Origin of the sequence: Serratia oryzae (assembly GCF_001976145.1) — a bacterium.
GTDB lineage: Bacteria > Pseudomonadota > Gammaproteobacteria > Enterobacterales > Enterobacteriaceae > Chania > Chania oryzae.
In genome coordinates, this window is sequence record NZ_MOXD01000001.1 from 211,770 (window position 1) to 231,301 (window position 19,532).

The window sequence follows — 19,532 nt, forward strand, 5'->3', positions numbered from 1 at the left end:
ATGTTATCCTCGTAAAATGGCGGTCAAGCCTTTCGCGCTGGCGTAATCTTCGGCATAAGCCAGCAGTTCAGGATCGTCCAATGGGGTACGGGAAGCGTGATAAGGCACATCGAGCAGGTGGTATTTATTGATGCCCAGCGTGTGGTACGGTAGAAAATGAATTTCTTTCACGCCAACCTCGTCGGCGGCAAAGTCGGTAATGGCACGGATCGAGGCGCGATCGGCGTTGAACTCGGGGATCAACGGCACCCTTACGGTGATCGCGGTGCCTGCCGCCGCCAAGCGGCGGAAGTTGTCCATCACCCGTTTGGCGGAACCGTCGGTCCATTGTTTGAAGCGCACCTCGTCAACATGCTTGAGGTCGGCCAGCATCAGATCAAGCCAGGGCAGTGACGGCGCAATATATGACCACGGCGTGTGCAGGCAGGATTCTACCGCCGTATGAATACCGGCCTCGCGTCCACGCTTGAGCAGGGCTGCGGCGATCTCCGGTTGCATAAAAGGTTCACCGCCGGAAAGCGTCAGGCCACCGCCGGTGCGCAGATAGAAGGGCTTATCGCGCAGCACTTCGGCCATTACGGCGTCGAGATCGAGCGCATTGCCGCAAATGCTCAGCGCGCCGGTGGGGCAACAACCGTTCAGTGCCTCAAAATCAGCGGCGGTGAGCTGCGTACGCTGAATCATCAGCGTTTCTGGCGTGCGCGTAATGGCGTGCGGGCAACGTTCGCTGCACAGGGTACAGCCAGCCAGGCACAGGCGTTCATCGAACAGCAATTCCTGCTGGCGTGAACGGCTTTCCGGGTTCTGGCACCAGCGGCAACCCAGAGAGCATCCTTTAAGGAACACCACGCTGCGGATGCCTGGGCCATCATGTGTGGAATAGCGCTGCAGATTGAAAAGCATTTTTCACCTGTGAAGTTAGATTATCTTCTTACGTAAATTTAATATCTTTCGAATGAAGCCTGTATTGATTTTAATCAAATATCGAGGGCCTTTTTGCCTTATTATGATGAGAGTCTGAATTTGTTTATAAAATAATCAGGAGACCGATATGGAACTTTATCTTGATACTGCCGATGTCACTGCCGTGAAACGTCTGGCGCGGGTGCTGCCGCTGCACGGTGTGACCACCAACCCGAGCATTGTGGCCAAAGAGCGGAAGCCGATTTGGGAAGTATTGCCCGCTTTGCGCGATGCGCTCGGCGGTACTGGCAAACTGTTTGCGCAGGTGATGGCCAGCGATGCGGAGCGCATGGTAGCGGAAGCCGTGCTGCTGAATCAGCGGGTGCCGGGGCTGGTGGTGAAGATCCCGGTTACGGCAGAAGGTTTAGCGGCGATCAAAAAACTTAAAGCGATGTCGATCCCCACGCTGGGTACGGCGGTTTACGGTGCAGGCCAAGGATTGCTGGGGGCGTTGGCGGGGGCGGAATATGTCGCACCTTACGTTAACCGCCTGGATGCGCAGGGCGGTGATGGCATTGCAATGGTTCATGAACTGCAGCAGTTGCTTAATCTGCATGCTCCTCATGCCAAGGTGCTGGCAGCCAGCTTCAAAACGCCGCGTCAGGCGTTGGAGTGCCTGCTGGCGGGCTGCCAGTCGATCACCCTACCGGTAGACGTGGCCGAACAGTTTATTGGCACCCCGGCTGTACAGGCGGCGGTAGAGAAGTTTGAACAGGACTGGCAGGGCGCGTTTGGTACCACTTTGCTGAGCTGATGGTTGATGGGCGGCACTAAGCCGCCCTTGATTTACTCTTCTAGCGTGTTCAGATACGCCCGGTCTCTTCACGCAGAACGATAGTGCTTTCGCGCACCGTCGGCGTGTTTGAGTTCATCGCACGGCGGATCACAAAGAAAGCAGAGATCAGCATGGTGACCGCAACCAGCATGAAGAAGGCGCACAACGCGGCGTTAATCTGGTTGCTGAACACGATGGTTTCCATGTCTTTCAGCGATTTTGCCGGCGCGATCAGCGTGCCTTGTTCAATCCCGGCAGAGAATTTTTTCGCCTGCGCCAGGAAGCCAATGCTCGGTTTTTCGTGGAAGATCTTCTGCCAGCCGGCGGTCATTGAGGTAATAAACAGCCAGATGGTAGGCAGAATGGTCACCCAGGCGTAACGCTGCTTCTTCATTTTGAACAGCACCACGGTGCCGAGGATCAGCGCCATCGAAGCCAGCATCTGGTTACCGATACCGAACAGCGGCCATAGGGTGTTGATACCGCCCAACGGATCAACCACCCCTTGATAGACGAAGAAACCCCAGCCGGATACCGCGACGGTGGTTCCCGCCAGGTTACCGAACCAGGAGCGGTTGTTAGCCAGGCGTGGAACGGCGATGCCTACCAGATCCTGCACCATAAAGCGGCAGGCGCGGGTACCGGCATCGACGGCGGTCAGAATAAACAACGCCTCAAACAGAATGGCGAAGTGATACCAGAAAGCCATCATGGTGCGGCTGTTGAACACTTCGGTGATGATATGCGCCATGCCAACGGCGAAGGTCGGTGCACCACCAGCCCGCGACAGCACGGAGTTTTCACCCACGTCCTTGGCGATTTGCGTCAGCGCCTCAGGGGTGATCATAAAGCCCCAACCGTTGATCACCTGTGACGCATTTTCCACCGTGGTGCCGATCAGCGCCGCCGGGGAGTTCATAGCAAAGTAAACGCCCGGGTCGATCACCGAGGCACAAATAAGCGCCATGATCGCCACAAAGGATTCCATCAGCATTGCGCCATAGCCGATAAAGCGGATATGGCTTTCACGTTCCACCAGTTTCGGTGTGGTACCGCTGGAAACCAGGGCGTGGAAGCCGGAAATGGCGCCGCAGGCAATGGTGATAAACAGGAACGGGAACAGTGAGCCGGCAAAGACCGGGCCGCTGCCGTCGATAAAGCGCGACACCGCGGGCATTTTCATTTCTGGCATGGCGAACACGATGCCCACTGCCAACCCGACGATCACACCGATCTTGAGGAAAGTAGACAGATAATCACGCGGTGCCAGCAACAGCCACACTGGCAACACTGAAGCGATAAAGCCATAAATCACCAGCACCCAGGTCAGGGTGGTGCCGTGCAGGGTAAAGAACGGCCCCCAATAAGGATGCTGCGCCACGTTACCGCCATAGATAATGGCCGCCATCATCAGCACAAAGCCGATCAACGACACCTCGGCAATTTTGCCGGGGCGGATAAAACGCATGTAAACACCCATAAACAGCGCGATAGGGATGGTGGCAGCAATGGTGAACAGGCCCCACGGGCTGTCCGCCAGCGCTTTCACTACCACCAGAGCCAGCGCCGACAGGATGATAATCATCACCCCGAGCGCGCCGAGCATGGTGACCACCCCGGCAAAGGCCCCCAGTTCCTGTTTGGCCATTTCGCCGAGCGAGCGCCCATCGCGGCGGGTGGAGATAAACAGGATCAGGAAATCCTGCACCGCACCGGCCATCATCACGCCGACCAGGATCCAGATGGTGCCCGGCAGAAAGCCCATCTGCGCCGCCAGGATCGGCCCAACCAGCGGGCCGGCACCGGCAATGGCAGCAAAGTGGTGGCCGAACAGAACCCACTTGTTGGTGGGGACATAGTCCAGGCCATCGTTATGACGTTCCGCCGGAGTCAGCCGACGATCGTCCAGTTCAAAGACGTTTTTGGCAATAAACAGGCTGTAGAAGCGATAAGCAATGCTGTAACAGGCAACGGCGGCGATCACCAGCCAGACAGCGTTGACGTGCTCCCCACGGCTGAGTGCCAGCATGGCAAAAGCGAAGGCGCCAAGTAACGCCACCGCAAGCCAGATAATGCCGGACTTGACGTTTTTCATGTTCCACAACTCCTTGTTGTGTAGAAGTAGACAAAAGTAATGTTTCGTAAGTAAAAGTGAGTGGCAGGTTAAAAATAGGGATTTTAAGCGTGAAGAGAAGTCAGTCAGATGAAAACTGTGAACTCAGCGGGCGTTTATTGAAAAAACAAGGTGATGTGACAGGGGAAGTGGCGAGCGTGATAGCATAAAAAAGGGCGATACCGCGGTATCGCCCTGAGGTTTTGTGGTTCAGTTATGCAACGGGTTTGGCAATCACGCTGCGGGTTTCCATGCGTACTTCGGCGATGTTGACCTGCAGGGTATCGCTCTGGCGATAAACCATTTCGCCTTTCACCTGCACCATGCCGGTTTCCTGGCTGCATACCAGTTCATCACGCACTGCATGAATGAACGGTGCTGGAATAAAGGCGACCGCGCCGTTCTCCAACAGGCGCACGCGCAGGCCGCCGCGCGTCACGTCGATGATCTCTGCCGTGAAGCGTTCATCGCTGCCCGCTTTGTCTTTCAGGAAGCGCGCATACAGCCAGTCGCCAACGTCGCGTTCGGCCATGCGGTTCAGACGGCGGCGTTCAGCCAACTGTGTGGTCACTTCATCTGAAGGTTTGCTGGCCGCTTGCTCGCTGATAATGGCTTTCAGCAGGCGATGGTTGACCATGTCACCGTATTTGCGGATTGGCGACGTCCAGGTGGCATAGGCTTCCAGCCCCAGGCCAAAGTGCGGGCCAGGAGCGGTGCTGATCTCTGCAAACGTCTGGAAACGGCGAATGCGGCTATCAAGGAACTGCGTCGGCTGTGCATCAAGATGCCGGCGCAGTTCGCAGAACCCGTCCAGCGTCAGCAGTTTGGCCGCTTCGGCTTCCACCGCGTTGGTCTGCAGCACGTTAACCGCCTGTTCAACCAGTGCCGGATCAAAACCGTTATGAACGTTGTAGATGCCAAAGCCGAGGCGATCGCGCAGCACCAGGGCGGCACAGACGTTGGCGGCAATCATACACTCTTCAACGATACGGTTGGCCGTGCGGCGCTGTTCGGTAACGATGTCCAGCACGTCACCTTTTTCACCGAGCACAAAACGATAGTCTGGGCGATCTTTAAACACCAGCGCGTGCTGGTGGCGCCAGGTACTACGGGCATCGCACACCTTTTTGAGCAAGGTGATCTGCTGCGCGATCACCTCGTTTGGCGGCTGCCAACCTGCAATGCCGTCCAGCCAGTCCGAGACTTCGTCATAAACCAGTTTGGCCTTGGATTCGATCTCCGCGGCGAAGAAGCGAATATCGTTCCCCAATGCGCCGTCGGCGGCGATCGTCACACGGCAAGCCAACACCGGCCGGCGCTCGTTGGGGCGCAGCGAACACAGGTTGTCGGACAGATCGCGCGGCAACATCGGAATATTGAAGCCCGGCAGGTAGTTGGTGAACGCACGTTTGCGGGCGATGTCATCCAGGTTGCTGCCTTGCTCGACGTAAGCGGTAGGATCGGCAATGGCGATGGTCAACTGCAGCGTGCCGTCGCCGTTATCCTGCACGTACAGCGCATCGTCCATATCTTCGGTGCTGGCGCTGTCGATAGTGACAAAATCCAGCGCGGTGAGATCTTCACGCGGCAGGGTGGTATCCGCTTCGCTGATGGCGATCATCTCTGGTGCTTCTTTTTCCAGATTATGGCGCGCCAGCGTTACCCACCAAGGGGCGAAATGGTCTTCGCCGTCGGTGATGAACTGCGTCAGATCGGCGTAAAAACCGCGATCGCCTTTCAGCGGATGGCGGCGCATTTCCGCCACTGCCCAGTCGCCGGGCTGGAAGTCACGGGTTACTTCACGCACTGGACGGCACTGAATTGCGTCTTTCAGCATAGGATGATCGGGCACGATGGACAGGCGATCGTCTTTTTTCTGCACTCGGCCGACAAAACGCGACAGAAACGGCTCAACCAGGGTTTCTGGCTCGGCGATTTCGCGATCTTTTTCGGTGTGCAGAGTGGCGACGATACGATCCCCATGCATGACTTTTTTCATGTACGGCGGTGGAATAAAGTAACTTTTCTGACCGTCGACCTCTAAAAAGCCAAAACCTTTCTCAGTCCCTTTTACTACGCCTTCAACACGCGGGGTTTGAGAGTGAAGTTGCTGTTTAAGCTGCGCCAGCAGCGGGTTATCTTGAAACATATCGTCCAGTGAATGGGTTGTGAGTGGCAAGATTTGCGGCAGACAGTTTTACGCGAATCACCTGCTCTGGGCAAGCCTAACGTCACGTTTTTACTGTGTTCATCCGGGGGAACGTTGCGGAACGGTCAAGAATAATTCATTGGCAAACCTTGGTTTTCAGCCAAGGTTTGCCAGCAATATCAGGCGATGCGCCACGCAGGCGCGCTGGCGCAGCGGCGGATCGTTACCGGAATGGATTTGGAGGTGGGCGTACCGGTGCCATCACCAAAACTGGTTAGAGGCACTAATGGATTGGTCTCGGGATAGTAAGCGGCCAGGTTACCACGTGGTATCGCGTAGCTGACCAGCTTGAAGCCGCTGACTTTGCGCACCACGCCGTCATGCCATAGGGTTTCAATTTCCACCAATTCACCTTCCTGTAGACCAAGCTCTGCCAAATCTTGCGGATGGATAAACAGTACTTCCCGCTGGCCATAGACCCCCCGATAGCGGTCATCCAGCCCATAAATAGTGGTGTTGTACTGATCGTGTGAACGCAGGGTCTGCAGCGTAAAGGGGGCCAGTTCTGCAGTTGGATGGGCACGCAGCGTTTCTGGCAGCGCTGCGGCGCTGAACTGTGCCTTGCCGCTTGGCGTTGCGAAACGCAGTTCCGCGGCGGCATTGCCCAGATAAAAACCGCCGGGTTGTTCGCAGCGCTGGTTGAAGTTGTCAAAGCCGGGCAGGGTGGCCTGAATATGATCGCGGATCAGCGAATAGTCATCGGCCAGCGCCAGCCAGTCCAGCGTTTCGCTACCCAGCACCGCATCGGCAATGCCGCAGACAATGGCGGTTTCCGAACGTTGATTTTCGGATAGCGGCTTGCCGATGCCTTCCGAGGCATGCACCATGCTGAATGAATCTTCCACCGTAATGAACTGCGGCCCGCTGGCCTGCAGATCCAGCTCGGTGCGCCCCAGAGCGGGCAAGATCAACGCCTCTTTCCCGGTGATCAGGTGGCTGCGGTTCAGCTTGGTGCTGATGTGCACCGTCAGTTCGCAGTTGCGCAGGGCCTGTGCGGTGCGCTTGGTATCCGGCGCGGCTGCCGCCAGGTTACCGCCGAGAGCCAGCAGCACTTTAACCTCACCGCGCAGCATGGCTTCGAGCGCTTCCACCGTGTTATGCCCAGCCTCGCGGCACGGCGTGAAACCGAAACGCTGCGCCAGGCTATCGAGCAGCGCTTTGGGTGCTTTTTCATCAATACCCATAGTGCGATTACCTTGCACATTGCTGTGGCCGCGCACCGGGCACAATCCTGCCCCCGGTTTACCCAACTGGCCAAACAGCAGTTGCAGATTGGTGATTTCACGCACCGTCGCTACCGAATGTTTATGTTGGGTGATCCCCATCGCCCATGTGCAGATCACGCGTTTGGCGCTCTGATAGATTGCTGCCGCCTGGCGTAGCTGGCTTTCGCTCAGGCCTGATTGCTGCGTAATGTGCGACCAAGCGCTGGCATCCACCTGTGCCAGATATTCTTCAACACCGATGCAGTGCTGTTCAATAAACACCCGGTCGAACAGCCCGGCTTGCCCCTCCGCCAGCCGCTGACGATGGGTTTCCAGCAGCGCTTTCACGATGCCGCGTACTGCAGCCAGATCGCCGCCGAGATTGGGCTGGAAATAGGCCGAACTGATGGGGGAGGATGTTGGCGTCAGCATCTGCAGTGGGTTTTGCGGGTCGGTAAAACGCTCCAATCCTCGTTCGCGTAGCGTGTTGAAACTGACAATGCGTGCGCCACGACTGACGGCCTGCTTCAGGCTGTGCAACATGCGTGGGTGGTTGGTACCCGGATTCTGGCCAAACACAAAAATAGCATCGGCTTGCTCAAAGTCCTGCATGCGGATGGTGCCTTTACCCACGCCGATGCTTTGTTTGAGGCCAATGCCGCTGGCTTCGTGACACATGTTGGAACAGTCGGGGAAGTTGCTGGTGCCCAGCATGCGACCAAACAGCTGATAAACATAAGACGCCTCGTTGCTGGTGCGTCCAGAGGTATAAAGCTCGATCTGGCTAGGGTTGTCCATTTGATGGATGTGCTGGGCAATCAGCGCAAAAGCTGCCGGCCAACTGATAGGGTGATAACGATCGCTGACCGCGTCATAGCGCATCGGATGAGTGAGACGCCCCTGATATTCTAGAAAATAGTCGCTTTGCTGCAGTAGCTTGCTAACGCTGTGCGCGGCGAAAAAGGCTGGTTCAACCGCATTACGCGTAGCTTCCCAACTGACGGCTTTGGCTCCGTTTTCGCAGAAACTGAAGGTGCTGTGGTTGTCATCGCCCCAGGCACAGCCAGGGCAGTCGAAACCGCGCGCTTTATTAACGCGCAGCAGGTTGCGCAGGTTTTTCAGCGGTTGTTTGCTGTCGAACACATAGCGGGTGGTGGCTTCTAATGAGCCCCAGCCACCTGCCGCGCCGCGATAAGGCTTGATTGACGGTTTGAATTTCATTTTTTACTTCGCAGGTGATTATTGTTGCAAATAAGTAAGCAATTTTTTAAGTGCTTTGGGCGTTTATGTCACAAGTTTAGAGGCAGGCAGGTGGGGTGTCTAATCGAATGGCGTAATGATGGCATAGAGGGTATTTATCGCTGGCAATTCCTCTCCTTGTACTCATGGTCGTTATGGCATACAAACAGAGCGTTTCTGCATAATGTTGCCCGGCACGATTCGTTACGCTGTCCTGACGGATTACAGGAGAGATAACATGAAGCAGATGATATTGGGTTTAGGGCTGATGGCGATCGCGTTAGGGGCTGAGGCAGAGGGATTCAGCGTGAGCAGTAGCGATATGGAGGCGGGTAAACCGCTGGCTAGCGCACAGGTTTTCCAGGGGTTTGGCTGCCAGGGGGGGAACGTTTCGCCACAGTTGGCTTGGGCTCACGTCCCACCGGGGACGAAGAGTTTTGCCGTGACCGCTTTTGATCCCGATGCGCCCACGGGAAGTGGCTGGTGGCACTGGACGGTGGTGAATATTCCTGCGTATGTGCGGGCTCTACCTGCCGGTGCGGGTAATGTGGATAATCAAAATCTGCCACCGGGAGCGGTGCAAGGGCGTAATGATTTTGGCTATGCCGGGTTTGGTGGGGCTTGTCCACCGGAAGGGACGCCAGCGCATCGCTACCAATTTACCGTCTGGGCGTTAAAAACGGCACATTTACCGATCGACAATACCAGCAGTGGCGCAATGGTGGGTTTTATGCTGAAGGCTAATGCATTGGCCACCACACGATTGGAAGCGATTTACGGGCGTTGAGAATGCAGCAACTGAATTACACTGAACAAAAGCTGGCCCTGCAGGTCTTGGTGGCTCGCGGTGCTCATGAATTACATCGTGTCAGGCTGTTTTCGCCTGCGATCTGTCACGTGCGCCAGGGACGTAAAACGCTGCAGTGGGGAGAACTTGTTGAAGTGGCTGCGGTTGACTCGCTGATTCTGTTTCCTGCCGGGGTAGAAATCCACATTGCCAATACGCCGTCGCGTGGGGAATATATTTCCGATATTGTTTATATTCCCCAAGAGCTCCTGAGCACCTTCAAAACCCGTAATCCCGATGCTCGGTCTGCCGGTCAGGCGAAGCTTTGCGTTCCGTTTGATGAGCACACCAAGCGGATGTGGGGCGGGTTACTTGGTAGCATAAAAGATCGTGCCCCCGTGCAACTGCAGGAACACCAGTTGAACGGGGTATTATTGGCTCTGCAGCTTGCTGGTTATGCGGAAACGCTGCTGGGAGATCGCCAGGATCCTCTGGTGGCTCGTATACAGCAACTCATTTTACTGGAACCTTCCCACCACTGGCAGGTTGATGAGGTTGCCAGCCGGTTGCACATGGGCAGTTCAACCCTGCGGCGACACCTGGCGGCTGAAGGGCAACATTTCCGCACCATCCTGGAGGACGTTCGCATGAACAAGGCTCTTTATGAATTGCAAAGCAGCAAACGCAGTGTCGGGGAGATCGCCTATCGCAGTGGCTATGCCTGCGCATCACGGTTTGCCGCGCGCTTTACCCAGCATTTTGGCCTCAGCCCACGAGCATTGAGGAGCGTTATGCGCAATGGCGATCGCTAAGCTTGTCAGACATGCGACATCAAAATGATATTTTCACCGCGGAATTTATCGCCTAGGTTGATACATGGATATTAAGCAGCTGATTTACCTGTGTAATCTAGAGCGTGAGCGCCACTTTGGCCGTGCGCCCCCGCTGGCACAGCATTTCTTTGATGTGGCACAGGAGTGGTTATTGCAGTAGGTTTTGGGTGACAATGTCACTTTTAATCTGTACTGGAAAACGCAGAGGGCAGATAAAACAGGGCCGAAGTAATTCAGCCCTGTTGCATTGGCTGGCGCGTTATTTCAGCTCTAATTCGTTCATCGCAGCAATGCTGAAACCGCCGTCAACGTGGACGATCTCACCGGAAATACCGGCCGCCAGGTTGGAGCACAGGAAGGCGGCGGTGTTCCCCACGTCCTCGGTGGTGACGGTACGGCGAATCGGCGTTACGGCCTCGCAATGGGCCAGCATCTTGCGGAAATCCTTGATGCCGGATGCCGCCAGCGTGCGGATCGGCCCGGCGGAGATGCCGTTAACGCGTACCCCTTCAGGCCCCATGGCGTTGGCCATATAGCGCACGTTGGCCTCCAACGAGGCTTTTGCCAGGCCCATCACGTTGTAGTTGGGAATCGCGCGCTCTGCCCCGAGGTAAGACAACGTCAGCAACGCCGAACCGGCGTTGAGCATAGGACGGCACGCCTTGGCCATGGCGACAAAGCTGTAGGAACTGATGTCATGCGCGATGGCAAAGCCTTCACGCGTCACGGCGTTGACGTAATCGCCATCCAATTGATCTGCCGGGGCGTAACCGATCGAGTGGACGAAACCATCAAACGTGGGCCAGTGTTGCCCCAGTTGGGCAAACATGGCGCTGATGCTTGCATCCTGCGCCACGTCGCATTCCAGAACGAGGTTGGAACCCAATGCCGCCGCGAATTCCGCTACGCGCGGTTGGAGTTTTTCATTTTGATAGGTGAAGGCCAGTTCGGCCCCTTCGCGTTGCATAGCCTGCGCGATACCAAAAGCAATGGAAAGTTTGCTGGCAACGCCAGTGATCAGAATACGTTTGCCGGTTAAAAAACCCATATGGCGCTATCCTTTAGGTTTAGTTGTTCGGAATTAGAACTTGCCGCCATCACGCCGCCAGGCATCGGCAGTCAGTGCTTCACCAAAATGGCTGGCGATCAGGCGTTTGGTGAGCTCGTGCAGCGGGGCTGCCAGCACCTCGGCCGTGCTGCCACGTTCAACGATTTCACCCTCATGCATCACCATCACCTGATCGCTGATATGTTTCATCATGCCCAAATGCTGGGTAACATAAATATATGATATTCCGTGTTTTTCTTGCAATTCGAGCATTAGATTAATGATTTGTGAACGCATCGACATATCCAGCGATGCTAGCGCTTCGTCGGCGATAATCACCTGAGGTTGCAGGATCAGCGCGCGCGCCAGGGCAACGCGCTGCTTCTGGCCCGAAGCGAGCATGTGCGGATAATAATAGGCGTGGTCCGGTAGCATGCCCACCTGGCGTAAAGTCTGGTTGATACGCGCTTCGCGCTCTGCGGCCTCCAGATCGGTATTCAGCCGCAACGGCGCATCCAGCAACTGGCCGATGCGCTGACGTGGATTGAGCGAGGTGCTGGGATCTTGGAAAATCATGCGAATGCGCTGGCTACGGTAGCGATAATCGCCATACTCCAGCGGATGGTCATCAATCAACACTTCGCCGGAAGAGGGCTCGATCATGCCGGAAAGCATTTTCGCCAGGGTGGATTTACCGGAGCCGTTTTCGCCGATGATCGCCAGCGTCTGGCGTTCACGCAGGGTAAAGCTGACGGATTTTACCGCCTCTACATTCTGGCGGCGGAACAGCCCGGTGCGATAGCGGTATGTTTTCGCCAGATTGCGCACTTCCAACAGCGTTTCCATGTTATTGCTCCTCCATGTTCAGCGGGAAGTGGCAGGCAAACAGACGGGTTTTCACCGCGCGCAGGCGCGGGGTTTCAATGCAGGTCTTCTGCGCGTAGGGGCAGCGTGGCCCCAAACGACAGCCGATCGGCAGGTGCTCCAAGGATGGGATCGCCCCCGGCAGCGTGTTCAGGCGGCTTTTATGCGGCAACGAACGGCCAAAATCCGGCATGGAACGGATCAGCGCCTGGGTGTAAGGGTGGTGTGGGGCGGCGAGTAGCTCCTCGCACTGGGCGCTTTCCACCGTTTGCCCGCAGTACAGCACGTTTATCCGATCTGCCCATTTGCTCATCATCTGCAAATCGTGGCTGATCAGCAGGATAGTGGTGTTGTTGTTCTGGTTGAGGCGCGCCAGCAGGCGGAAAATCTGCGCCTGGGTGGTGGGTTCCATGGCGTTGGTAGGTTCATCGGCGATCAGCAGCCGTGGCTGGTTGGCCAGCGCAATGGCGATCATCACTTTCTGGCATTCCCCCTCGGTTAATTCGTAGGGGTAACTGCCCATGATGTCGTCGTGATCCTTAATGCCGACGCGGTGCAGCAGTTCGATGGCGCGGCGTTTGCGCCAGTTGAACCTTTGCCACCAGCGGCCTTTGTAGGTCCAGCCGGGAATTGCCTGTACCAACTGGCGGCCAATGCTTTCGGACGGATCCAGACAGGACTGGGGTTCCTGAAAGATCATCGAAACGTTATGCCCCACTAGCTTCCGCCGTTCGCGCGGCGTCAGTTGCAGCAGATCGATGTCGTCGAAGCGGAAACGATCGGCCGTAACGCGCCAGTTGTCTTTGGTGACGCCGCAAATCGCTTTGGCGATCAGGCTTTTCCCCGATCCGGACTCGCCCACCAGGCCGCGCACTTCGCCTTCGGTCAGCGTCATGCTGACGCGATCGACCGCCTTGACCGGCCCTTCGGCGGTCATAAATTCAATCGTCAGATTGCGGATATCGAGTAACGGCATTATTCCACTCCCGCATTAATCGCGCGGCGCATGCCATCGCCCAACAGGTTAACCAACAGTACGCTGACCAGAATGGCACCGCCGGGGAGCATCACCGCCCAGGGCGCGACATACACCAGTTCCAGCGAATCACCGAGCATCGCCCCCCATTCAGGAGAAGGAAGCTGGGCACCAAGATCGAGAAAGCCCAGCGCGGCGATATCAAGAATCGCCATCGACAGTGCGCGGGTAAACTCGGTCACCAGCACCGCCGCAATGTTCGGCACTACCGCATACCACAGGATCTGTGGCGTCGAGGCACCGTCTAAGCGGGCGGCAACCACATACTCTTTTTCCAGTTCGTCATGCACGGCGCTGTAGATGGTGCGCACCATGCGCGGCAGCAGTGCCAGCCACACGGCCAGCATGGCGTGTTCCAGCTTCGGCCCAAGAAAGGCCACTACGATGATCGCCAGCAGCAGCGAAGGAATGGAAAGCAGGGTGTCGAGCACATGGTTCAGCACCGCCGAGATCAGGCCACGAGTCACCCCGGCAAATACCCCGAGTATCACGCCAAAAAAGGCGGCGGCAATGGTGACGATCAGTGCAGAACCGAAGGTAGCGGCGGTGCCGGTCAACAGGCGGCTCAGAATATCGCGGCCCAGATCGTCTGTGCCGAGGAAGAACGACACGTTGCCGTAGCGTGACCAGGACGGTGGCAACAGCTGATAACCGAGGAACTGCTGATCCAACGCGTAAGGGGCCAGCAGGCTACCGAAAAGGGAAAGCAACAGCAGGGCAATCACGCCGTAAAAGCCAATCATCGCCAGTGTGTCACCGTAAAAAATCCGCCAGGTGTAACGCAGCGGGCTTGGCATTTTCTTTTCGCCGTAGACGTTATCGAAGGGCATACCATTCCTTATGCTTCAGTGGGTTGGTGGCAGCACCCAGAATATCGGCCAGTACGTTGACGGTAATCACCAGCGAACTGACGACCATTACGCCAGCGGAGATCGCGGCATAATCCTGCTGACGGATGGCATTGATCAGCCAGCGGCCCAGCCCTGGCCAACTGAATACCACTTCAGTGATCATCGCCAGCGTGAGCATGGTGGAAAACTGTAAACCGAGTTTGGGAATGATCGGCGGTAACGCATTGTGCAGGACGTGGCGGCGGATAATGGTAAAGCGCGACAGACCACGGGTGGCGGCGGCCTTGATGTAGTTCTGGCCGAGCACATCGTCGGTGCTGATACGCATCAGACGGATCACCTCGGTGAGCGGCGCTATGGCTACAACGATAATTGGCAGCACCATATGGCGCAGCGCGCTGGCGATCATTTCGTTGCGGTAGGGCGAATCAGAGAGCCAGGCGTCAATCAGCGCAAAACCGGTCACTGGCTGAACCTGATACAGCAGGTCGAAACGGCCTGAAACCGGCAACCAGTCGAGGTGCAAGGAGAAGAACAGCATCAGCAGCAGGGCCAACCAGAATACCGGTATGGAAAACCCCAACAGGGCAAAGGTGCTGATGGCAGTGTCCTGCCATTTGCCGCGCAGCACGCCGGCAATAATGCCCAGTGGAATACCAATGCTCAGTGCCAGCGTGAACGCCAGCAGGCACAGTTCCATGGTAGCTGGGAACACTTCGCGCAACTGTTCGCCAATTGCCTGGCCGTTGATGCTGGAAACGCCAAAATCCCCTTGCATCAGGCTGACGAAATAGAACTGATAGGCATCCAGCAGGGCGGCGCCATTGAGCGGTGCACGCGGGGTGAAATAGCTCAGGCTGAAGCTGACCAGTGTCAGAAAGAACAGCGTAATCAGCAGCAACAGAATGCGGCGCAAGGTAAAGATAATCATTTTTTTACCTCTTCCGCTGGTTCGCGATATACCCCGGCAAACGATGCGTTACCGAACGGGCTCAACACCAAACCTTTAATGTCATAGCGGTAGGCTTGCAGGCGCAGGGAAGAGGCCAGAGGCAATACTGGCAACTGCTGTTCCAGGATTTTCTGCGCCTGTTGGTATTTTTCGATACGCTGCGACAACTGCTGCGATAACAGCGCATCCTGCAGCACTTCATCAAAACTGGGATCACACCAGTGAGCATAGTTGGTTTGCGAACGGATTGCCGCGCAGCTCAGCAGCGGGCGGAAGAAACTGTCCGGATCGTTACTGTCGGTGGCCCAGCCGCTGAGGGTGAGATCGTGATTCATTTCCATCAGGCGCGCTTCCTGGAAGCGGCCCTCCACCGGCACGATGGTGACGTTGATGCCGATCTGGGCTAAGTCTGCCTGGATCAGTTCGGCAGTTTTCAGCGGGCTCGGGTTGTAGGATTGCGACGCGGTAGGCACCCACAGTTTCAGATCCAGCGGGCCAACCCCGGCTTCGCGCAGCAGCTCTCGGGCTTTGGCCGGATCGTATGCCGTCACGAGTGCATCACTGTCATACGCCCAAGAGGCGCGCGGCAGCAGCGAGGCGGCGGTTTCCGCCGTACCGTAATAGATCGACTGCATCAGGCGCTGGTTATTGATCGCCAGCGCAATGGCCTGGCGCACTTTCAGATTATCCAGCGGCGGTTTGCGGGTGTTGAACGCCAGATAGGCGATGTTCATGCCGGGCCGCAGCGTAAGGCGCAGACGGGGATCGTCACGCAGAATTGAAAGCTGGCTGGCGGCCGGGTAAGCCAGCACATCGCATTCCCCGGTTAGCAGCTTCGACAGCCTGCCGGTGCCACCGGCACCCAGATCGATCACCACCTGTGGCATCCGTGGTTTGCCTTTCCAGTAAACGTCATTGCGCGCCAGCCGAATGTATTGCCCGGAGCGGTATTCGTTCAGCATGAATGGGCCAGTCCCAACGGGTTCGCGGTCGATCAATTCCTGTGTGCCTGCCAGCGTCAGGTTGGCGGCATATTCTGCCGACAATATTGGTGCATAGTGGGTGGCAAGGTGCCAGAGGAAAGAGGCGTCCGGCGTTTGCAGGCGGATCTCGACGGTATAGTTGTCCAACTTCTTCACCCGCTGGACGGAATCGGCAAACTGCAAACTGTCGAAATAGGGGTATTCGCCGCCATTCACCGAGTGGAACGGATGTTTTTGGTTGAACACCCGCTCAAAACTGAATACCACATCATCGGCATTCATTTTACGCGTGGGTTGGAACCAGGCAGTGGTCTGGAAAGGGACGTCACGGCGCAGATGGAAGCGATAGGTCGCCCCGTTGTCCAGCACTTCCCAGCTTTGCGCCAGTTGCGGGATCAACCGATAGGTGTAAGGGTCAACATCCAGCAGGCGATCGTATAACTGGGCAGCCAGCGTATCGACCGTCAGGCCACTGCTGGCCATCTGTGGGTTGAAGGTATTCAGGATGCCGCTGACACAATAAACAAAACCGCTCTGGCGGATATCCGCTGGCGGTGGCACCGTGCTCGGCACGGGGGGCGTTGAGGCCAGCACTGAGGTTGCCAGGCCGCTCAACGACATTATCCAAAGAGGTAAACCACGCATAGACGCTTCATGGGTTAATGAGCAATAGCGTTAGTGTATCGCACTCTGGCAATCTACCCAATTTCTTGAGTAAAACGGCTGAATTTTCTGCTGCTTGGCTGCGCTTGCGGCGATTGTCTGGCGATAAAATAGTAAAGCCGATGAAAATGTTAGGTTAGAACGCGATAAATCCCGCTCAGCGATGCTGGCAGGCGCGGGGCCTGCCAGTGAAGGTTACTTTGCTTTAATCATGGGTGATCGCTGTCGAGCTTACCGGAGCCAGATTGGCTGGTAACGATCCCTTTCACGTCGTTAACGTTGTTCACCTGCAGTCGCAGGGTTGGTGCCCAGCCGACATTACTGGTGAGTTGATCCGCTGCCGAGACCGAGGCGTTGTAAACAGCCAGCAGATCGACCGGGCTGCCGTTAACCAGGTTGCCTTCGGTGAAGATATGCTGACCACCGTAGCGTTTGATCACTTTGTTTGCTGCAATACCACTAGCCAATTCGATCACGTTCTTTTCCGCATAGATGGCAGATTCAAATCCGACGCCCCACATGCTGGTAAAGTCCGCTGCTGCCAGGATCTGGCTATAGTTGTTGTAAACGTCAACCTGACCGAAACGCACGCGCGGTGCCCGCTGGCCCGGATTGACCCAGTGGTTATGGTGCATGGTGACCTTGAGCTTATCGCGATCCACCAGGCGTGAGTCTGAGGAGCCGATCAGGTTAACTTTGTCGTGATCGCCAAAGATACTGAAGGAGGCGGTGACGTAGTTACTGCTGTGGGTGATATCCAGCAGGCCATCATGCACCTGGAAGGTACGGCCATACACTTTCGGCAGTGATTGGCGCGGATGATCGCCATCGTCCAGCGTGACATGATCTACCCAGGCATGTTCTACCGTCATCAGCGAAATATTGTCATACAGGCTGTTCCAGTTACCCGCGCTGCCGTCGGTTGGATCCCACTCAGGGAAACAGTCATAGGCATCAGAAATGTGCAGGTTGCGGATAATCACGTTGCTGACTTCTTTCACCAGCAGGTGCGCCCCGATGATATGGGCATCTTTCCCCACCCCGATCAACGTGACGTTAGAGCCGAAACGTTGCTGTATCTGCTTGGTCTGCAGCTTGGTTGCTGCCACCCGCGCCTCCTCTAATGGCCCTTCTGGGGTCACCATGCCCCAGGCGCCCGCGGGATCAAAATGCTCGATAAAATCTTCCATGCTGAAGGTTTGTGCGCTGCCGGGTACTTGCACCTGCTCGGCAATATCGTCGCAGGTCAGCAAGCCACCGCCTTCCGCTCTCTCCATCGCATTGATCTTGCCTTTGACATAGATAATGCGTGGTGTGGTCTGGTTTTGTGCACTGGTGCCGCCGAGTGCAGTACGCAACTCCTGCCAAGTGTTGACCACATAGATGTGGCTGTCGCTGGCTGCACTGCCGCCAGTGACGCCAGGGCCATAAGACCCCCAGCCGTCTCCTGTTGCCAGCACCTCGCGCCCCAGGTCTGCTGCGGTGGCGAGCGTAGAACAGACCAAACCGCTAGCCAGTACCAGTTTCAACGCGGTGGAAAGGGTTGCACGTCGCAATGTAACGGATTGATGCATAGTGACTCCTGCCATAATAATGTTGCATGAATATTCAACACGTTGCATGCCCGAACTCTGTGAAATGCTTTCACGACCCCATTTCAGGCCAGCGAGCGTTGATTTGGTGCACCGCCTGATTGGGCGGTGCATACTCCTTTGCTATGGTTTTTCCTCGCACCGCCAGAGTGGTTTTGACGGTGACCAATAAAATGTAGAACATCATTTTATTAATTTAGAAATTAAGTTCTGATTATTTTTATGGCTATGTTTGGAAAGGCTCTGCGGTTGTGAAGAGAGTGGAGTGGCAGGGAATGAAAAAAGGAAAGTAGCGAGCGTTACCGCTCGCTGAATGCAAAAAATTATTCGCTCTCCGGCCCAGCGTTTTGCAGCAAAGCGTGTTTTTTCAGCATGCCACGCAACTGATGGTAGGTCAGCCCCAACAGCTCCGCCGCTTTACGCTGGTTAAAACGGCCTTGCTGCAGCGCCAGTTCCAGCAGCTCTTTTTCCTGTTGATGCTGCCAGGCTTTCACATCCAGCGGTAAGGCGGGCAGGCCGCTGGCCTGTGGTGGAGCAATGGCTGCCGGCACGGTGCGTTGAGCAAATGGGTTAATGATGATCTCATCCAGTTCACTGCTGCTTGAACCGTGGCGATAGACCGAACGTTCCACTACGTTCTTCAGTTCACGCACGTTACCCGGCCAGTGGTAGCCGAGCAGGGTGGCCTGCGCATGCTGGCTGAAGCCGGGGAACAGCGGCAAGGACAGTTCGCGGCACATCTGGATGGCGAAGTGCTCGGCCAGCAGCATGATGTCCTGCTGGCGTTGGCGCAGCGGTGGCAACTGCACCACATCGAAAGCCAGGCGATCCAGCAGATCGGCACGGAACTTACCCGCTGCGGCAAGCGCTGGCAGATCGTCGTTGGTGGCGCATACCAGCCGCACATCCACCCGCAGCGGCTGGCTGCCGCCGACGCGCTCCAGATGGCCATATTCAATCACCCGCAGCAGTTTTTCCTGCACCAGCATTGGCGCGGTAGCCAGTTCATCCAGGAATAAGGTGCCGCCGTCGGCGCGTTCAAAGCGGCCAAGATGACGCTTCTGCGCCCCGGTAAACGCCCCTGCTTCGTGGCCAAACAGCTCAGAATCCAGCAGATTTTCGTTCAGCGCCGCGCAGTTGAGCGAAATAAACGGCCCTTGCCAACGGTTGGAAAGATAGTGCAAGCGGTGGGCGATCAGCTCTTTACCGGTGCCGCGTTCACCGATCACCAGCACGGGTTTGTTGAGTTTCGCCAGTTGCGAAACTTGCTCCAACACTTCAACAAAGGCGTTTGCTTCGCCCAGCAGGTTTTCTAACGGTTCGCTCATGATGAAATTCGCCAATGTTTGGTGAAAATACTCACTCTACAGCAAGTGCTAAGAGAGTCAAAAATAAATATTCCTTTATTTTCAATATAAT

The 19,532-nt window shown here is 56.3% G+C and carries 15 protein-coding genes; 3 read left to right on the forward strand and 12 right to left on the reverse strand.

Annotated elements, in window-relative coordinates; all coding sequences use genetic code 11:
* Positions 1-3 precede the first annotated feature (3 nt).
* A complete protein-coding gene (locus tag BMI79_RS01065; protein ID WP_076939987.1) occupies positions 4-903 on the reverse strand; it encodes a glycyl-radical enzyme activating protein in 900 nt (299 codons plus the stop codon).
* 148 nt (positions 904-1,051) lie between these two features.
* Between BMI79_RS01065 and fsa the strand changes: the two genes are divergently transcribed.
* Positions 1,052-1,717, forward strand: a complete 666-nt coding sequence (fsa, locus tag BMI79_RS01070; protein WP_076939988.1) for a fructose-6-phosphate aldolase — start codon at positions 1,052-1,054, stop codon at positions 1,715-1,717.
* Between the two features lie 49 nt (positions 1,718-1,766).
* Here the strand turns inward: fsa and BMI79_RS01075 are convergent, their stop codons facing one another.
* From BMI79_RS01075 to BMI79_RS01085, 3 genes are all read right to left on the reverse strand, one after another.
* Entirely contained in the window at positions 1,767-3,833 is a 2,067-nt protein-coding gene (locus BMI79_RS01075) for a carbon starvation CstA family protein (RefSeq protein ID WP_076939989.1), read from the reverse strand.
* 232 nt (positions 3,834-4,065) lie between these two features.
* On the reverse strand, positions 4,066-6,000 hold the full coding sequence (locus BMI79_RS01080) for an exoribonuclease II (RefSeq protein ID WP_076939990.1): 1,935 nt from the start codon (positions 5,998-6,000) through the stop codon (positions 4,066-4,068).
* A 179-nt stretch (positions 6,001-6,179) separates the two neighbouring features.
* Positions 6,180-8,486 carry an FdhF/YdeP family oxidoreductase gene (locus tag BMI79_RS01085; RefSeq protein ID WP_076939991.1) on the reverse strand — a complete coding sequence of 769 codons (2,307 nt, stop codon included), beginning with the start codon at positions 8,484-8,486 and terminating at the stop codon, positions 6,180-6,182.
* A gap of 256 nt (positions 8,487-8,742) precedes the next feature.
* Here BMI79_RS01085 and BMI79_RS01090 point away from each other — a divergent pair, with 256 nt between their 5' ends.
* Positions 8,743-9,291: a kinase inhibitor gene (locus BMI79_RS01090; RefSeq protein WP_076939992.1), complete on the forward strand. Its 549-nt coding sequence runs from the start codon at positions 8,743-8,745 to the stop codon at positions 9,289-9,291.
* A 2-nt stretch (positions 9,292-9,293) separates the two neighbouring features.
* Complete coding sequence (locus BMI79_RS01095; RefSeq protein WP_076939993.1) at positions 9,294-10,103, forward strand: helix-turn-helix transcriptional regulator; 810 nt, start codon at positions 9,294-9,296, stop codon at positions 10,101-10,103.
* A 280-nt stretch (positions 10,104-10,383) separates the two neighbouring features.
* Here the strand turns inward: BMI79_RS01095 and fabI are convergent, their stop codons facing one another.
* The 8 genes from fabI to pspF form a co-directional block, all read right to left on the reverse strand.
* Positions 10,384-11,172, reverse strand: coding sequence for an enoyl-ACP reductase FabI (fabI, locus tag BMI79_RS01100; protein WP_076939994.1), 789 nt, complete (start codon positions 11,170-11,172; stop codon positions 10,384-10,386).
* A 33-nt stretch (positions 11,173-11,205) separates the two neighbouring features.
* Entirely contained in the window at positions 11,206-12,018 is an 813-nt protein-coding gene (sapF, locus tag BMI79_RS01105; protein WP_076939995.1) for a putrescine export ABC transporter ATP-binding protein SapF, read from the reverse strand.
* Position 12,019: 1 nt separating this feature from the next.
* Complete coding sequence (sapD, locus tag BMI79_RS01110; protein WP_076939996.1) at positions 12,020-13,012, reverse strand: putrescine export ABC transporter ATP-binding protein SapD; 993 nt, start codon at positions 13,010-13,012, stop codon at positions 12,020-12,022.
* The gene (sapC, locus tag BMI79_RS01115; RefSeq protein WP_076939997.1) at positions 13,012-13,902 is read right to left on the reverse strand and encodes a putrescine export ABC transporter permease SapC; all 891 of its coding nucleotides are present in this window, start codon (positions 13,900-13,902) and stop codon (positions 13,012-13,014) included. Before sapC ends, sapD begins: the two co-directional genes overlap by 1 nt.
* The gene (gene sapB, locus BMI79_RS01120; protein WP_076939998.1) at positions 13,889-14,854 is read right to left on the reverse strand and encodes a putrescine export ABC transporter permease SapB; all 966 of its coding nucleotides are present in this window, start codon (positions 14,852-14,854) and stop codon (positions 13,889-13,891) included. The genes sapC and sapB overlap by 14 nt, the downstream gene beginning before the upstream one ends.
* A complete protein-coding gene (gene sapA / locus BMI79_RS01125; RefSeq protein ID WP_076939999.1) occupies positions 14,851-16,503 on the reverse strand; it encodes an ABC transporter substrate-binding protein SapA in 1,653 nt (550 codons plus the stop codon). Before sapA ends, sapB begins: the two co-directional genes overlap by 4 nt.
* 227 nt (positions 16,504-16,730) lie before the next feature.
* On the reverse strand, positions 16,731-18,095 hold the full coding sequence (locus BMI79_RS01130; RefSeq protein ID WP_076940000.1) for a pectate lyase family protein: 1,365 nt from the start codon (positions 18,093-18,095) through the stop codon (positions 16,731-16,733).
* 341 nt (positions 18,096-18,436) lie between these two features.
* A complete protein-coding gene (gene pspF / locus BMI79_RS01135; RefSeq protein ID WP_076940001.1) occupies positions 18,437-19,441 on the reverse strand; it encodes a phage shock protein operon transcriptional activator in 1,005 nt (334 codons plus the stop codon).
* Positions 19,442-19,532 lie beyond the last annotated feature (91 nt).

Excerpts from the sequence above, each read along its gene's own strand:
- sapC (WP_076939997.1), bottom strand. The coding sequence starts at position 13,902 with ATGCCCTTCGATAACGTCTACGGCGAAAAGAAAATGCCAAGCCCGCTG.
- fabI (WP_076939994.1), bottom strand. The coding sequence starts at position 11,172 with ATGGGTTTTTTAACCGGCAAACGTATTCTGATCACTGGCGTTGCCAGC.
- sapA (WP_076939999.1), bottom strand. The coding sequence starts at position 16,503 with ATGCGTGGTTTACCTCTTTGGATAATGTCGTTGAGCGGCCTGGCAACC.
- BMI79_RS01095 (WP_076939993.1), top strand. The coding sequence starts at position 9,294 with ATGCAGCAACTGAATTACACTGAACAAAAGCTGGCCCTGCAGGTCTTG.
- fsa (WP_076939988.1), top strand. The coding sequence starts at position 1,052 with ATGGAACTTTATCTTGATACTGCCGATGTCACTGCCGTGAAACGTCTG.
- pspF (WP_076940001.1), bottom strand. The coding sequence starts at position 19,441 with ATGAGCGAACCGTTAGAAAACCTGCTGGGCGAAGCAAACGCCTTTGTT.
- sapF (WP_076939995.1), bottom strand. The coding sequence starts at position 12,018 with ATGGAAACGCTGTTGGAAGTGCGCAATCTGGCGAAAACATACCGCTAT.
- sapB (WP_076939998.1), bottom strand. The coding sequence starts at position 14,854 with ATGATTATCTTTACCTTGCGCCGCATTCTGTTGCTGCTGATTACGCTG.
- BMI79_RS01080 (WP_076939990.1), bottom strand. The coding sequence starts at position 6,000 with ATGTTTCAAGATAACCCGCTGCTGGCGCAGCTTAAACAGCAACTTCAC.
- BMI79_RS01075 (WP_076939989.1), bottom strand. The coding sequence starts at position 3,833 with ATGAAAAACGTCAAGTCCGGCATTATCTGGCTTGCGGTGGCGTTACTT.
- sapD (WP_076939996.1), bottom strand. The coding sequence starts at position 13,012 with ATGCCGTTACTCGATATCCGCAATCTGACGATTGAATTTATGACCGCC.
- BMI79_RS01085 (WP_076939991.1), bottom strand. The coding sequence starts at position 8,486 with ATGAAATTCAAACCGTCAATCAAGCCTTATCGCGGCGCGGCAGGTGGC.
- BMI79_RS01065 (WP_076939987.1), bottom strand. The coding sequence starts at position 903 with ATGCTTTTCAATCTGCAGCGCTATTCCACACATGATGGCCCAGGCATC.
- BMI79_RS01130 (WP_076940000.1), bottom strand. The coding sequence starts at position 18,095 with ATGCATCAATCCGTTACATTGCGACGTGCAACCCTTTCCACCGCGTTG.
- BMI79_RS01090 (WP_076939992.1), top strand. The coding sequence starts at position 8,743 with ATGAAGCAGATGATATTGGGTTTAGGGCTGATGGCGATCGCGTTAGGG.